The 13,694-nt window shown below is 52.4% G+C and carries 11 protein-coding genes; 2 read left to right on the top strand and 9 right to left on the bottom strand.

The annotated features are described in order from the left end of the window. Positions 1–30: 30 nt before the first annotated feature. The gene (gene asnB / locus PEH01S_RS13460) at positions 31–1,863 is read right to left on the bottom strand and encodes an asparagine synthase (glutamine-hydrolyzing) (RefSeq protein WP_127486010.1); all 1,833 of its coding nucleotides are present in this window, start codon (positions 1,861–1,863) and stop codon (positions 31–33) included. 253 nt (positions 1,864–2,116) lie between these two features. On the opposite strand from asnB, the gene PEH01S_RS13465 reads away from it, so the two are divergent. Further along, a complete protein-coding gene (locus PEH01S_RS13465) occupies positions 2,117–2,686 on the top strand; it encodes a TetR/AcrR family transcriptional regulator (protein ID WP_036712740.1) in 570 nt (189 codons plus the stop codon). Positions 2,687–2,728: 42 nt separating this feature from the next. On the opposite strand, the gene eat is transcribed toward PEH01S_RS13465, so the two are convergent. The 6 genes from eat to PEH01S_RS13495 all read right to left on the bottom strand — a co-directional run bounded on the left by eat (position 2,729) and on the right by PEH01S_RS13495 (position 11,434). After that, positions 2,729–4,081: an ethanolamine permease gene (gene eat / locus PEH01S_RS13470; RefSeq protein WP_025846159.1), complete on the bottom strand. Its 1,353-nt coding sequence runs from the start codon at positions 4,079–4,081 to the stop codon at positions 2,729–2,731. An 85-nt stretch (positions 4,082–4,166) separates the two neighbouring features. Continuing rightward, the gene (locus PEH01S_RS13475) at positions 4,167–5,477 is read right to left on the bottom strand and encodes an HAD family hydrolase (RefSeq protein WP_127486012.1); all 1,311 of its coding nucleotides are present in this window, start codon (positions 5,475–5,477) and stop codon (positions 4,167–4,169) included. A 240-nt stretch (positions 5,478–5,717) separates the two neighbouring features. After that, positions 5,718–6,737: a LacI family DNA-binding transcriptional regulator gene (locus tag PEH01S_RS13480; protein ID WP_127486014.1), complete on the bottom strand. Its 1,020-nt coding sequence runs from the start codon at positions 6,735–6,737 to the stop codon at positions 5,718–5,720. Positions 6,738–6,899: 162 nt separating this feature from the next. Next, the gene (pgmB, locus tag PEH01S_RS13485; protein WP_025846154.1) at positions 6,900–7,565 is read right to left on the bottom strand and encodes a beta-phosphoglucomutase; all 666 of its coding nucleotides are present in this window, start codon (positions 7,563–7,565) and stop codon (positions 6,900–6,902) included. 39 nt (positions 7,566–7,604) lie between these two features. Further along, positions 7,605–9,881, bottom strand: coding sequence for a glycoside hydrolase family 65 protein (locus tag PEH01S_RS13490; protein ID WP_127486016.1), 2,277 nt, complete (start codon positions 9,879–9,881; stop codon positions 7,605–7,607). Positions 9,882–10,420: 539 nt separating this feature from the next. Continuing rightward, entirely contained in the window at positions 10,421–11,434 is a 1,014-nt protein-coding gene (locus PEH01S_RS13495) for an alpha/beta fold hydrolase (protein ID WP_025846150.1), read from the bottom strand. A 95-nt stretch (positions 11,435–11,529) separates the two neighbouring features. Here PEH01S_RS13495 and PEH01S_RS13500 point away from each other — a divergent pair, with 95 nt between their 5' ends. Then, positions 11,530–12,144, top strand: a complete 615-nt coding sequence (locus PEH01S_RS13500; protein WP_127486018.1) for a TetR/AcrR family transcriptional regulator — start codon at positions 11,530–11,532, stop codon at positions 12,142–12,144. A 140-nt stretch (positions 12,145–12,284) separates the two neighbouring features. Here PEH01S_RS13500 and PEH01S_RS13505 read toward each other — a convergent pair whose 3' ends face one another. Both PEH01S_RS13505 and PEH01S_RS13510 read right to left on the bottom strand, forming a co-directional pair. Further along, positions 12,285–13,148 (bottom strand): SDR family oxidoreductase, encoded by an 864-nt coding sequence (locus tag PEH01S_RS13505; protein WP_127486020.1) that lies wholly within the window; start codon positions 13,146–13,148, stop codon positions 12,285–12,287. Positions 13,149–13,243: 95 nt separating this feature from the next. Beyond that, positions 13,244–13,660 carry an Rrf2 family transcriptional regulator gene (locus PEH01S_RS13510; protein ID WP_025846144.1) on the bottom strand — a complete coding sequence of 139 codons (417 nt, stop codon included), beginning with the start codon at positions 13,658–13,660 and terminating at the stop codon, positions 13,244–13,246. Positions 13,661–13,694 lie beyond the last annotated feature (34 nt).

A 13,694-nucleotide genomic window follows, 5' to 3' on the forward strand; every position in this document is an offset into this window, starting at 1 on the left:
GCCGGAATCGTATGCACGCCTTCCCGCACTTCACGCCCCAAGCTCCAGCTTGACGCCGTATTCCTTGAGCCAGCAGTTCACCTGCACCAGATAATCGAGAATCGCGCGGGCGTCGGCCCCGCTCCCTTCGAGGCTCTTGCCTTCCGCAATACGTCTCACCCTTCCGGCATCAATCAGCGCATGAATCGGGGCATCCGGGTCATGCAGGATGTCGAGCATCCAGCGGCTGATCAGGTCGAGATAAGCTTTGTCTTTCGTGGTCGGGTAAGCGCTCTTCCTTCGGTTTCGAACGTCGTCCGGAAGAACGCCCTCGAAGGCACGGCGCAGGATCCCTTTTTCAATATGACCGATGCTTTTCACCTCGAACGGCACGTTCCACAAATATTCCACGAGCCGGTAGTCGCAGAACGGCACGCGCACTTCAAAGCCCGTCATCATACTCGCCCGGTCTTTCCGGTCCAGCATATACGGCAGGAACCGCGTGATGAAAAGGTACGACATCTGCCGCTGCTTCCGCTCAAGCTCCTCCTCCCCTTCGAGAAACGGAATCTCGCTTACGGCTTCTTGAAAACGCCGCTTGCGATACGCCTCAATCTGAAGCCTGTCCCGAATCTCCGCTTTCAGGACGTCCGAGGTATAGCCGAAGTTGAGCAGCCACGGGAAGATTTCGGCATTCAAATACGTCTCTTGATAAAACCACGGGTACCCGGAAAACACTTCGTCGGCGGACTCGCCGGACAGCGCCACCGTCGCATCCTTCTTCATTTCCGTGAACAGCAAATAAAGCGAGGTTTCGATCTCGCCGACGCTCGGAAGGTCGCGGGCCCGCATTGGCTCGAGCAAATGCGCAATCAGCTTGTCCGGTCCAAAGACGACGGAATGATGCTCGGTGCCGACATGCCCGGACACCCGCCTGACCCAAGGCTCGTCTTGGTCGCGCCGCAAAAAATCCTGCTCGAAATCGCGATCGTTGTTCACAAAATCGATCGAGTACGTATGGAGCGTCTTCCCGTGCGCGTGGAAATTTTTGCCTGCCAGAGCCGTCAGTCCGCTGGAATCGAGCCCGCCGGACAGCATGCAGACGACCGGCTTGTCCGCGATAAGCTGCCGCTCCACCGTGTCTTCGAGAAGCGAGCGGATCGTCCGCACCGTGGTCTCGGTATCGTCCGTGAGCTTGCGGCTTACGAGCTTCCAGTAGCGGGTCGTACGGCTGCCTTCGGCCGTGAACGTCACGTAATGGCCTCCTTTGACCTCCTCAATGTCCTTGAACACCCCCAGCCCGGGAGTTCGCATCGCCCCCATGCCGAAAAGCTCCGCCAGCCCTTCACGGTCGACGACCGCTTCCACCAGCGGATGGGCCAGCAGCACCTTAATTTCCGACCCGAAAATAACGGCGCTTCCTCTTTTGGCAAAAAACAGCGGTTTTACTCCAAGGTGATCCCGGCCGAGCATCAGTTGTCCCCGCTGCTCATCCCAGATGCCGAACGCATAAATTCCGTTAAAATGCCTTACGCAGTCCTCCTTCCACTCAACATAAGAATGCAGAAGAACCTCCGTATCGGAATGGGTTTTAAACCGGTGGCCTTTTCCTTCCAGCTCCCTTCGCAGCTCCCGGTAATTGTAGAGCTCGCCGTTGTAAGTCAAGGCAATCGTCTGGTCGCCGTCCCGGTAAAGCATCGGCTGCTTCCCGCCTTCGGGATCGATCACAATCAGGCGGCGGTGTCCGAACGCGGCCCGCTTCGACAACCAGAAGCCTTCGGCATCCGGCCCGCGATGCGCAATGGACCTTGTCATCTCCGTCAACACCGACCGTTCTTCGGAAAGGTCCTTGGACCAATCCGCCCATCCTGCAATTCCGCACATTATGTTCTACCTTCCTTCCACATTAGTTTGTGTTTGCTGCGCCTTCCGGCTCTCCGATTGACATCCCACCCCCTTCAATTCGACCAAAATCATAAAACGGTCGAAAATAGAGTGAAAAAATCGACCAAAATTATCCATTGGCCATAAATTCATAATAGGACATTTGAACAATTTTGGCAATCATTGACTATCGATCCGAGTTATTTAATAATAGATAGCAGATTCATATCTTACGGCGGCATGGGGCGGGTCAATGAAACAACCGGATAAAAAACTAAAAATCATCGAAGCGGCAACCGAGCTGTTCCAGCATTCGGGGGTCCGGCGGACAACGCTGGACAAAATCGCGGAGAAGGCGGGGATCGGCAAAGGTACGATCTATTACTACTATGAGGATAAGACCCAAATCCTGATCGATTGCTATATGAGACATGTCAACCAGATGCGCTCGAAGGCTTTTGGCGAGCTTCAACAAGAGAGCGATATTTTGGTGCGTTTGCGAAGCATACTCGGCTATTTAAGCGCGGAGGTGCATCAGGACCCTTTCGTTTCCACCCTGTTTGAGGAATACAAGGAATTCCGGCTCGCCGAGATTGAAAAATGCTTCGCCCAATCCGAAGAAGCCGCCGTTCAATTGATCGGCAGCTTGATCCGGGAAGGGCAGCAGCAAGGGCATTATGCCCAGGTTCCGCTGCCGCTTACCGCGTTTATGTTGGTCAAAATGATTTTTTCCTACGAGCTTGATTACCCGAAGACGGAGCAAAGCGATCAGGATTTGAAGCAGCTGCTTCGGCATATGCTGCGCAAACGCTCCGACGATTGAGCCGGAACGGCAGCCCGGCCGGAACCGCCGGCTTCTCGCGTTCTAATCCAGTACGGTGCTTTCCCCCGCCGGAGTATGGGCCGGCTTTACACGGACCAAGTAATAAACAACGGATACCGCAAAAATGACGACAACGACGCCCCAGAGCGGGATATTCATGCCGAACAGCGGAAGCGAGGTCGTCATCAGGCTGTAGCGGATCACGCAATAGAGGAATACGAGCCCCAGAAGCAGCGCAATGGCCGGAATGACAGGAAAGGCTACTTTGAATGGCCGCTCCATATTCGGTTCCTTCACACGCAGAATGAACAAGGAAATCATGCTGAGTACATACATGACGACGGCGCCGAATACCGCAAGCAGGATCAAGGCGTTGGCAAAAGCGGCCGAGCCGGCGCAGATCACGCCGATCACGCCCGGAACGATGAGCCCCCATACCGGCACGCTTTTGGAATTAAGCTTGGCCAGAAACTGCGGGAAATAACCGGCGCGGGCCAGCGCGTACGTCTGCCGGGAATAGCCGATAATAATGCCGTGCAGGCTGGCAATCAGGCCGAATAATCCGATAACCGCCACGCTCATGGCCAGCAGACTGCCTTCGCCGTAAACGCTTCCAAGGGCCTGAGGCAGCGGATAATCGGCCGGTTTGCCGATGCCTCCCCCAAGGCCGGCGGTAACGAACAGCGTCAACAGCGTAGCCGCGGTCAGCGTTAAAATGCCGGAGATAAAGCCGCGCGGAATGTCCCGCTTCGGATTCTTGACTTCTTCCGCGGCCATCGCGCCGCCTTCAATCGCGAGAAAGAACCAGATCGCAAACGGAATGGCCGCCATGACGCCGCCGCTTCCCCCGATAAACGAATTTTCGTTCAGCAAATTCTCAACCTTCACATGCGGCAGTCCCGCTGCGTAAAAAATCGCAAGCCCGATCAACGCGGCGATCGTCGCGCCAAGCTCGATCAGCGCGGCTCCTTTCATGCCCACCAGGTTGATCAGAATAAAAAATACGAACACGCCGATCGTCACATAGACCGGTTCAACCGCCGGAATCAGAAAGTGTACGTAAGCTCCTGTCGAAACCGCAATGGCCGGCGGCGCGAACACAAACTCTAACAGACACGCGATTCCGGCAATAAACCCGCCGAACGGCCCCATCGCCCTTGCCGCATAAGCCGAAGGCCCCCCGGCGTTAGGAATGGATGTGGACAGCTCGGAGTAGCTGAATATAAAACAGGTAAAAAATACGATGACGAGCAGCGAAGCGATCGCAAGGCCCATAATTCCGCCCTGCTCAAACCCGTAGTTCCACCCGAAATATTGACCGGAGATGACCATCCCGACCGCGATTGCCCAAAGATGAATCGGCTTTAACGTCTTCTTCAATTCATGATTTTCCATACGTCAGTTCTCTCCTTCATGTGGGCTATGAGGTTCAACGACAAGCCGGGCGCGCTGACTTCAGCCAGATCGCGAAACGGCAAGACTATTTCAGCAGCTTCTCTTCGGACGCCCCTAAACTAACGCTTTTTTCCGTATTTCGGAACGCTCCTGTGTTATCGTCTCTTCCTTGCAGCAAATATTTGGCGTTTCCTGTGCCAATCCCGGAAGCGGCCGTTTTCGACAATTCCCCGATGTCCCCTCCCTTCAAGCGGTTGACGATTAGCCCCAATTTCATATCTTTAAAATCCGTCAGCATCGCCGTATCGCCGTCGCTGTCTCCCGCCACGAAGATGGGTCCGTATCCGTATTTGGATACCAGAAAACGCTCGATCGTCTTCGTCTTCCCTTTGCCCTGCGTCTGTTCGTACCCCTTGCGATATTCCGGCTGGATGACCCCCGCGGCATCCCGTTCCAGCTCCATGGCCAGGACGCGCTCCTCCGGAAGGGAGTAGCCGTATTTCGGGTTCGACGCAAATTCTTTGACCACGTCAACGAAGGAAGCGGAGCATACATAAACATCGAATCCGTTGTCTATGAACGTTTTATACAGATTTTGCTGCTCCGCAAACGCCCGCAAGCCGGTTTTAATCTTCACTTCGACAACGCCCGCTTTACCCGGCAGCCCGCCCGGACTGGCCAGCGTTTTTTCGCCGATGGCGTCCTGCAGATTGTAATCGATGGAGGCACGCGCTAATTCGCGCACTTCCTTCTCCGTCATCCCGGCGAACAAATAGATGACCCAGGGATAGCTGACATCCGGGCTGAAGGTTCCCCCGATCGCTTCATAAAGATATCTGGTTTTGGCCACAAAATCTTGATACTGCGGGGTAGCTTTGATTTCCTCCAAAGATTTGGTTCCCTTGAACCCCTTGTAGTTCTCATATAGATACTTGTAATCCGCGCCCAAATCTTCGCTGATGAGATCGATCCGGACAGGCTTCCCAGCCTTATTATTGAATTCTTGTTTGAAATTATCCTTCGGAATATTGATTTTGATTGCGCTTACAAATTGGTCCGGCGTCATTTTAAAGTGCAAGTTTGTCAGCTGGTACGTTAACAAGGTTTCTTGGACATCGTTGAATGCGGAGGTGTTGTCCCAGTCGAAGACGGCATAAGGCCTTTTGTCCTTGTTATAGCTTTTGCTGCGGATGCCGTAATCGTCGATTAAAGCTTGAATCGCTTTGTGATTGGCCGGGGCCCAGTGCATAAGGGCCAGTTGTTGCGAAGGGGATGGCGCGGGCTGTTCCGCTTGGGTCTTGACTTCCTGTTGCGTTGTGGCCGATGGGCTGCAGCCTGCCGATAAGCTTACGAATACGGCGGCTAAAATCAAAACAACCTTTTTGGTGGTTTTCACACATCCCGGTGGTCTTGCCGTTCTCTTTGGTTTGGTCAGCCTCATGCTTTATCTCCCGCCCTTTCCATTGTTGGTCCAAGGCCTCCGGAAACAAAAAAATGCCTGGGAGCAAAAGCGAAATAACGCTTCTGCGACCATGGCACCGTTGCCCTTGTTTATCCACTTGTCACAAAACTTTCATTTTAAATCCTCTTAAAGAAGATATTAAAACCAACCGCCCGAATTTGCAACCTTAATTTTTTAGAAAATTTCGCCGTTTGCCTTTTTTACCGTATCGCGGACGACGATTTGATGGGGAAGATACGTTCTAAGCGTGGATGGACCCGCTCCGTCCAGCACTTCCTGAAGCGTTCGGACGGCCTTGTAGCCGATCTCGTAAATCGGCTGGGCGACGGTCGTCAACCGCGGCAGCGACATGCTGGCGATTCTCGTGTTGTCCAGCCCCAGAACGGATACCTCGTCGGGCACCCGGATGCCGCTTCGATAGAGATAGTAGATCGCCCCCAGCGCCATCTCGTCGCTTGCCGCGAATACGGCGGTCAGCTCCGGATTTTTGCTCCACAGTCTTTCCATCGCTGTATAGCCGTCGTCATAACGGTAGTCGCCGTACTCCACACACCGGGCGGAATCGAAGTCAAGCCCGTTCGTTCTCATCGCTCTCATGAAGCCCTGCAGACGGGACATACCGGCAATCGGATCGAGGTGCGGCCCGCTAATCATGGCGATCCGCCGGTGCCCGCAATCGATCAAATATTGCCCTGCATCAAAGCCGGCCTGCTCGTCGTCGATTTTGACGGAAGGAATGGCGTACTCCAGGCTTTGCGTGGAAGCGAGCACAACCGGTAGGCCTAGCTGGTTGAAGATGTCGTAATAATCGGGATACACCGGCTCGCTGGTGAACACGAAGCCGTCGATTTGCTTTTCCTTCATGCTCCGGAGCGCCGAGATCATCCGCTGCTTGTCCTTATCGGTGTTGCAAATGATAATGCTATGCCCGAATTCCTGCGCCGCATCCTCCATGCCGCGGAACATTTCCGCGTAATAATAATTGGAAATATCGGGAATCAAGATGCCCAATGTCTTGGTCTTCTTATGGATCAGACCTCTTGCCAAAGCATTGGGGTGATATTTCAATTGTTCGATCGCGCGGAGAACCCGCTCCCTTTTTTCCTTCGTGACCTTGTCCGGCGCATTCAGCACCCGCGAAATCGTGCTTATGGACACACCCGCCAATTTTGCAACGTCTTTTATCGTAGCCATTCTATTATTAATCTCCCGATTCAAGGGATTGAGCTTGAAAAGGTTTTCAGCTTGTACCATTGTAAATGATTTGCCATCGCTCGTCAATCGCCTGAACATCCTGAGCAGTCAACCCCCGGCTCCACCTTCACAGCGGCTCCGGGGGTCTTCGGGATTACCTGTCTATCCGACCTTTCGCAAGATGGCTTCCAAGGAAAGCCCGGCCGTGCTTTCGTACACCAGGTCGGCATGGGCGAACAGCTCCTTCGCGCCAATCGCTACTGCGAACATGCCCGCTCCTTTGATCGCCTCGACTCCGGCCGCCGCGTCTTCCACGCCGATGCATGCACCGGGTTCCACTTCCAGCAGATAAGCGGCTTTCAAAAAGATCTCGGGATCCGGCTTGCCGCGCCGCACCGTCTTCGCATCGACAATCGCATGGAACTTGTTTTTGAGGCCGAGCGATTCGAGCACCGCAAGCGCGTTTTTGCTGGCCGACGCCAGCCCGATCTTGAGCCCTTGGGCTTGAATGTCGGCAATAAATTCACGGATGCCCGGCAATACGTCCGCAGGACTGATGTTTTGAATCAAGGTCAAATAATGCTCGTTTTTTTTGTCCGCAAGCGCGTGTTTTTGTTCCTCGGTATAATCCTGCGCTTTTCCGCCGAGCACGAGAATTTTTTCCAGCGACTCCATGCGGGAGATCCCTTTCAGCTCCTCGTTGAATTCGCGCGTAAACGGAATGGACAGCTCCTCGGCAAGCGTCTTCCACGCTTCGTAATGATATTCCGCTGTGTCCGTAATGACGCCGTCCAGATCGAAAATAACCGCCTGCACCGCTGTGTTCATGTTCTGCTTCCCCTTTCCGTACGCTTTGGTCCGCTCCGTTTAGTTTGCTTTCAAGGCTTGCTCCAATGGCCGATTCCGCTCCAGCGTCACGTCGTCCCCGTACAGCTTGAGCGTCAGCGCTTCGCCTTCTTCCAGCGTGAGCCGGATGCTCTGACGGCCGATGTCCACGGCAAGCTTCCGTCCGCGGTAATGAAGACGGAACGAGTACCGGTCCCACTGCCGCGGAATCGCAGGCGCCAGCGACAGACCGCTCTCCTTCAAGCGGAAGCCGGCAAAGCCGTAGACAATGGACATCCAGGTGCCGCCCATGTTCGCCATATGCAGGCCGTCTTTGGTATTGCCGTGCGTGTTGTCGAGATCCAGCCGGGCCGTTTCGATAAAGTAATCGTAAGCCTTGGCATCGTATCCCAGCTTGGAGGCCATAATACTGAAGATGCAGGAAGAAAGCGACGAATCATGGGTCGTGATCTTCTCGTAATAATTATAGGAATTGCGGATCGTCCCCAGCTCCTGCTCGTCCTCCAGCAGGAAGTGCGCAAGGACCGTATCCGCTTGCTTGCACACCTGATAACGATAAAGCGTCAACGGATGATAATGCAGCAGCAGCGGATAGTGCTCTTCCGGCGTGTTTTCGAAATCCCATACCGCTTTTTGCAGGAACGTGTCGTCCTGAGGGTTAATGTTCAGCTCCGGGTCGTACGGCAAGTACATGCAATCCGCCGCTTTTTGCCACGCTTCCGCTTCCGGCTTCGTGACGTTGAGCCGCGCGCACAGCCGGTCCAAAGCCTCCGGGGCAATGTCGGCCAGCAGCGCGTAAGCCTTGGCCGCCCACTTCAGATTATGCTTGGCCATCGCGTTGGTATAGTAATTGTTATTGACAACGCACGTATATTCGTCGGGGCCGGTCACGTTGTCGATCCGGAATTCGCCGTTCAGATAGTGGCCCATATCCAGCCAGAGCCGCGCCGTTTCAAACAGCAATTCGGCGCCGTACGTTTTCATGAATTCCTTATCCTGCGTACCGAGGTAATATTGGATGTAGCTGTAGGCGATATCCGCGCTAATATGATACTGGGCCGTGCCGGACGGGAAGAACGACGAGCATTCCGTGCCGGAAATCGTACGCCAAGGGAACAAGGCGCCTTGCTTATGCCCCATTTCTTTCGCCCGGGCCCGGGCCTGATCCAAGGTCGAATAGCGGTAAATCAGCAGCTGGCGGGCAATGTCCGGCTTCGTCATCAGAAAGACCGGGAACATGTAAATTTCCGTATCCCAGAAATAATGGCCTTCGTAGCCTTCCCCGGACAAGCCCTTGGCCGAAATGTTGCTGTATTCGTCCCGGCCGACCGACTGGAGCAGATGATACAGGTTAAAGCGGATGCCTTCCTGCAGACTGCTGTCTCCTTCGATCCGGATGTCGGCATTTACCCAAAACTCGTCAAGATACGCTTGCTGGGCGTCCAGCACGTCTTCAAACGTCAGCCCGCCGAGTCGTTCATGAATGCCGATGGCCTGATCGACAAGGTTCTCCCGGTGGCGCAAAGTATCCGTGTACACGTTCCATTTCGTCACCCGAATCGGTTCGGTCAAGTGAAACGTCAGGACGGTTTCGCCGCTACGGCTCTTGATGTCGGCGGCCCCGGTTGCCGTATGGCGGCTCACGCAGGCGGTCTTCAAGCCGGAGGCCAAGGTGCGGTCGACCGCGTAGACATAGCCTTGCTTTTCTCCGGCTTCCTCCACTTGCAGACGCTTGGTATGACCGGAGGCGACCCGGGGATCGTTCGGATCGGCGAAGTTGGACACGTCTCCGTTGACGGTCGACACCACTTTGACCTTCCCGTTGAAATTGACCGGTTCGATCCGCAGGTCGATAGCAAATAATTCTCTGACGGTCATCGAAACGACGCGCCGGAAGTGGAGCTTCACTTCTTTGCCGCCCGGGGAACGCCAGTGCACCGTTCTTTCGGAATAGCCGCGGTCGAGATGAAGCCGCCGCTCGTAAGCAACCGCTTCCCCGGCAAATAAAGAGAACTCTTCTTCGTCATCGCCCAAATAAATCTTGATCGTTTGCGCGTCGATGACATTGAGCAGCTTCTGCTGGGTTCCCGGGAAAGCGTAAAGCTTTTCTCCGTAAGGGATTTCAATCACATCATGAAACGCGTTCTGGTACGTGCCCCGGATCGAGACCATCTCCGGACGGTAGCCTTCTTCAAAGTTGCCGCGAACACCGAGATACCCGTTGCCCAAAGAAAATAAGCTTTCCAAGTTCAGCAAAGCTTTCGGGGTCAATTCATTGTTCGTCAATGTCCATGTCACCGCATATCACTCCCGGACGTTAATTTGATTTGAAAAGCTTTTCAAATCCAATCAAAGCATAGCTTCCAACTTATCGAACCATTCTTCTCTATTATTAGGGAGACCACGGGTAGTTGTAAAGTGCTTTTTTAAAGGATTGTCTTTGTTTATTGGCGCGTTTCCCCACAGACGAAACCCCAGAACTTACCCTGAAGTCAGCTAAAAAATAATTGAAAAGCTTTTCAAAACAAGATCGAATCATAACAATGAATTCAATCCGTTAACTTCCAGTTTCAAAGCGAAACCTTCCGGAATTTATCTGATTACCGTTTTTGTCACTTGTAGACAGCAGCTTCAAGCACGAGATGACTGTATGATTGCTTTCAGAACCTAGCCTGTCTAATAACGCCAGGATTGAAAAAATAATGAAGAGCGGCAGCCTTGGGTGGGTAAAGCCCCGGGCTGCCGCTGTTTATTGAATAATCGCAGTAAGTGAAAGAATTGCGGAATCGTTACAAAATCATAGTACTGGTTGTAGGAAGGAAGACGCGAATCATCCCTCAATGCCCCAATAAGCTGCGGATCGTTTCGATGACCAGAGCGGGCTCGTCGTGAATTACCATATGACCGCTTTTTTTGGCAATGATAAGCTCGCTATCGGTGGAAATCTTCAGCATATTTCGTTGTCCAGCCTGCCATATCTCTTCAAGCCGCTTACCGCCTTCTTCTGAAATGCCAAATGCGGCGTAATTTTGTGGAAGCCCTCTGGCAATGATTTTTACGGGGAGGGAGCCCAGGTTTTGTCCCCGAACGGCATCCTCCGTAGAACCTGCCAAATCCGCCTCTTGTTCTTTGGCTTCAAAATAGTTTGGCGTCGCAATAACATTGATAAACTGTTTTCTATCTTCTTTCGGAACAAGACCTTCCAGCAAATAGTCCTGGTATAACCGGAAGCCTCCCGACAGTTTTAAGAGCTTTAAGAACGACGCAGGCGGGTTTTTGGCGAATTTTTCCCGCTCAAGGACCGGCTTGGCTTCCCGCTCATCGTTTTCGGGTCTGGCATCAATAAGCACTAAGCCGGTGATATCATTCGGATAGGTCTGTGCGAATAACCGTGCGTACAACCCCCCCAATGAATGACCGACAAGCAGGTAAGGCCCGTCGATTCCCTCTTTTTTCAAGGCTGAATGCAATTCTTGTACGATGTTGGCTCCTGTTCGTGCCGTATTTGCTTTCTCGCTCCACGCATAACCCGCGCGATCATAGGTTACAACGGTAGCAAATTCGGCCAACTGTTCGGGAATATTTCTCCAGGACAGGCTTGTCTCCCCGCTTCCCGCTTCGAGAATGATGGTTGGAGATCCGCTGCCCAATTTTTGAAGATGCAAACGGTAACCGCCAACTTCGACTAGTTTTCCTGGAGGGGGAAAAGCCTTCTTGGCTTGCTTCGATGCAATCCATTCATAAATAAATCCTGATCCGATAAGGAGTGTAACAATAGACAATACAACGAGCAACATCCTTTTCCACTTTAATTTTGTTGATGGTTTCTTGTGTCTAGCATTGATGTTCATTGGGCGGCAAGTCCTCTCTTTTTTTAGTACAATCGTATTACAAAAAAATATTTTAGCACATTGTATTATAAAAAACAAAACGATATAATCGAGCTATGCCAAAAATCGTTGATCATGAGAAACAGCGACATATTGTTGCTCAAGCCGCCTTGAAAGTCATCCAAAAATTTGGACTCGAACAGGCTACCGTCCGCAATATCGCGAAAGAAGCCGGCCTGTCCGTAGGATCGATGCGGCATTACTTTTCCACACAGGTCGAGCTTTTTGCCTTTTGTATGGGTCTCTATGCTCAGCGCGTCCAAAAGCGTGTTGCAGCGCTTACTGTCGAGAAGCCGTTTTTGCCGGATTTGAAGCAACTGCTTTTGCAGTTTTTGCCTGTAAATGAGGAAAGAACAAAGGAGATGGAGGTTTGGTTTTTATTTAACGCCAAGGTCATGATTTATCCCGAGCTAAAGAAAGTAAGTGAAGAAATGCAGAACGGCTTATATCGGATCGCTGAATTCGTAATTGAAACCTTGGTAGAGTCCAATCTGGCGAAACCGGGATTGGATGCCGCTTTGGAAGCGGAGAAATTGTACGCGCTGGTCGACGGACTGGCCATACACCAACTGATGCAGCCAGGGCGACTCTCGCCGGATCGGCTGGAATATCTGCTTGACCAGCATTTGAGCTCGTTATGTACAAGGGAGGAGGAAAGCTCTCGCGGTTAGCCAAGGAATATCGATCCTGTGACTCACAAAGCAGGGATTGTAAGAAAATGATTGATTGTTTCTGTGTTCGGGCAATTTGCAAAGAAAAAACCGCCCTCTCTCACTTTCAAGAAAGGCCGGTCATTTGAGGTTCGTACGTTTTAAGAAATATGCTTAACCAGTTGGCCGAGCGCTTCGTGAATCGGCGTCGCCGGGCGGCCGAGCAGCTTTTCCAAATCACTGCTTTCGACTTCCAATGTGCCTTCCCGAATGCCTTGTTGGATCCCTGTGAGTAAAGGGATAATGAAGTCCGGGACACCCGCGGCTTTCATGATGCCGGCATACGCAGCGTCGTCAACCTGCTGCACGGGAACCTCCTTACCCAATACGGCACCGAGAGCGGACGCCATTTCTTCTTGAGTCAGCAGCTTTCCGGAAAGCTCATAGATCGTATTCTCATGTCCGGTCCCCGCCAATACGTTGGCCGCCGCTTCTGCGTATTCTTGCTGCAGCGCCCAACCCACCTTGCCGTTTCCGGCCGATGTCACCCAAGGAGCTCCCGCTACGACGCCTTGAATGCTCGACAATTCATTCTCCAAGTACCAGTTGTTGCGCAAAAAGGAGTATGGAATCCCTGTTTTCAAAATAGCTTCCTCGGTTGCCCGATGTGTTGGAGCAAGGAAGTTGTTGCTCTCCCTGGCATTGGCTATGCTGGTATAAGCAATAAATTTAACTCCGGCACGCTCTGCCGCCGCTACCGCATTGGCATGCTGCCGGATTCTGGTTTCATTGTCTCCGTCCGCAGAAATCATTAACAAGCGGTCGATACCTGCAAAAGCGGTTTCCAGCGAATCCGGGCGGTCAAAATCGCCTTGACGGACCTCGACTCCGCGTGCTCTTAACCCTTCCGCTTTCTCCGGATTGCGAACGCTGACAGCCAGCTGACTCGCCGGCACCGTTTTCAACAGCGTCTCTACCACTTTCGTCCCCAATTTTCCCGTTGCGCCTGTCACCAACAATTTCATAGACGATTCCTCCATTTAGTTGTAATTAAATTTGTTATAACAAAACAAGTTACAACAACTGTATAAAATAAAAGCCCGAAAAAATGAGCTTTTACTTACTTAAATTTTCCAATCAATTGGTCCAACGTTGTTTGTGCCAGCCTTTGTTCCATCACGGACTGAGCCTCTTTTAATTCCTTTTGAAGGGCTTGCTCGATATTCCGCCCGACAAAGCAATGAATATTGGGGTTTCCATGAATGCGAAACAGCCGATCCTCTTCTGTCACATTCACAGCCCGGTACACATCAAGGAGTGTAATCCGTTCGGGATCTTTTAACAAAGAAGCTCCCCCGACCCCTGGGCGAACGTCAACCAATCCGGCCTTTTTTAACATCCCCATAATTCTCCGGATGACGACGGGATTGGTATTTACGCTGCCCGCGATAAAGTCCCCCGTGCAATCCTTCGGGTACACAGCAATAAGGGAAAGGGTATGCACAGCAATGGAAAAGCGGGTACTGATCTGCTTCAAATGTATCACCACCGATGTAACCATTATAGTTACA

The organism is Paenibacillus ehimensis NBRC 15659, assembly GCF_004000785.1.
GTDB lineage: Bacteria > Bacillota > Bacilli > Paenibacillales > NBRC-103111 > Paenibacillus_G > Paenibacillus_G ehimensis.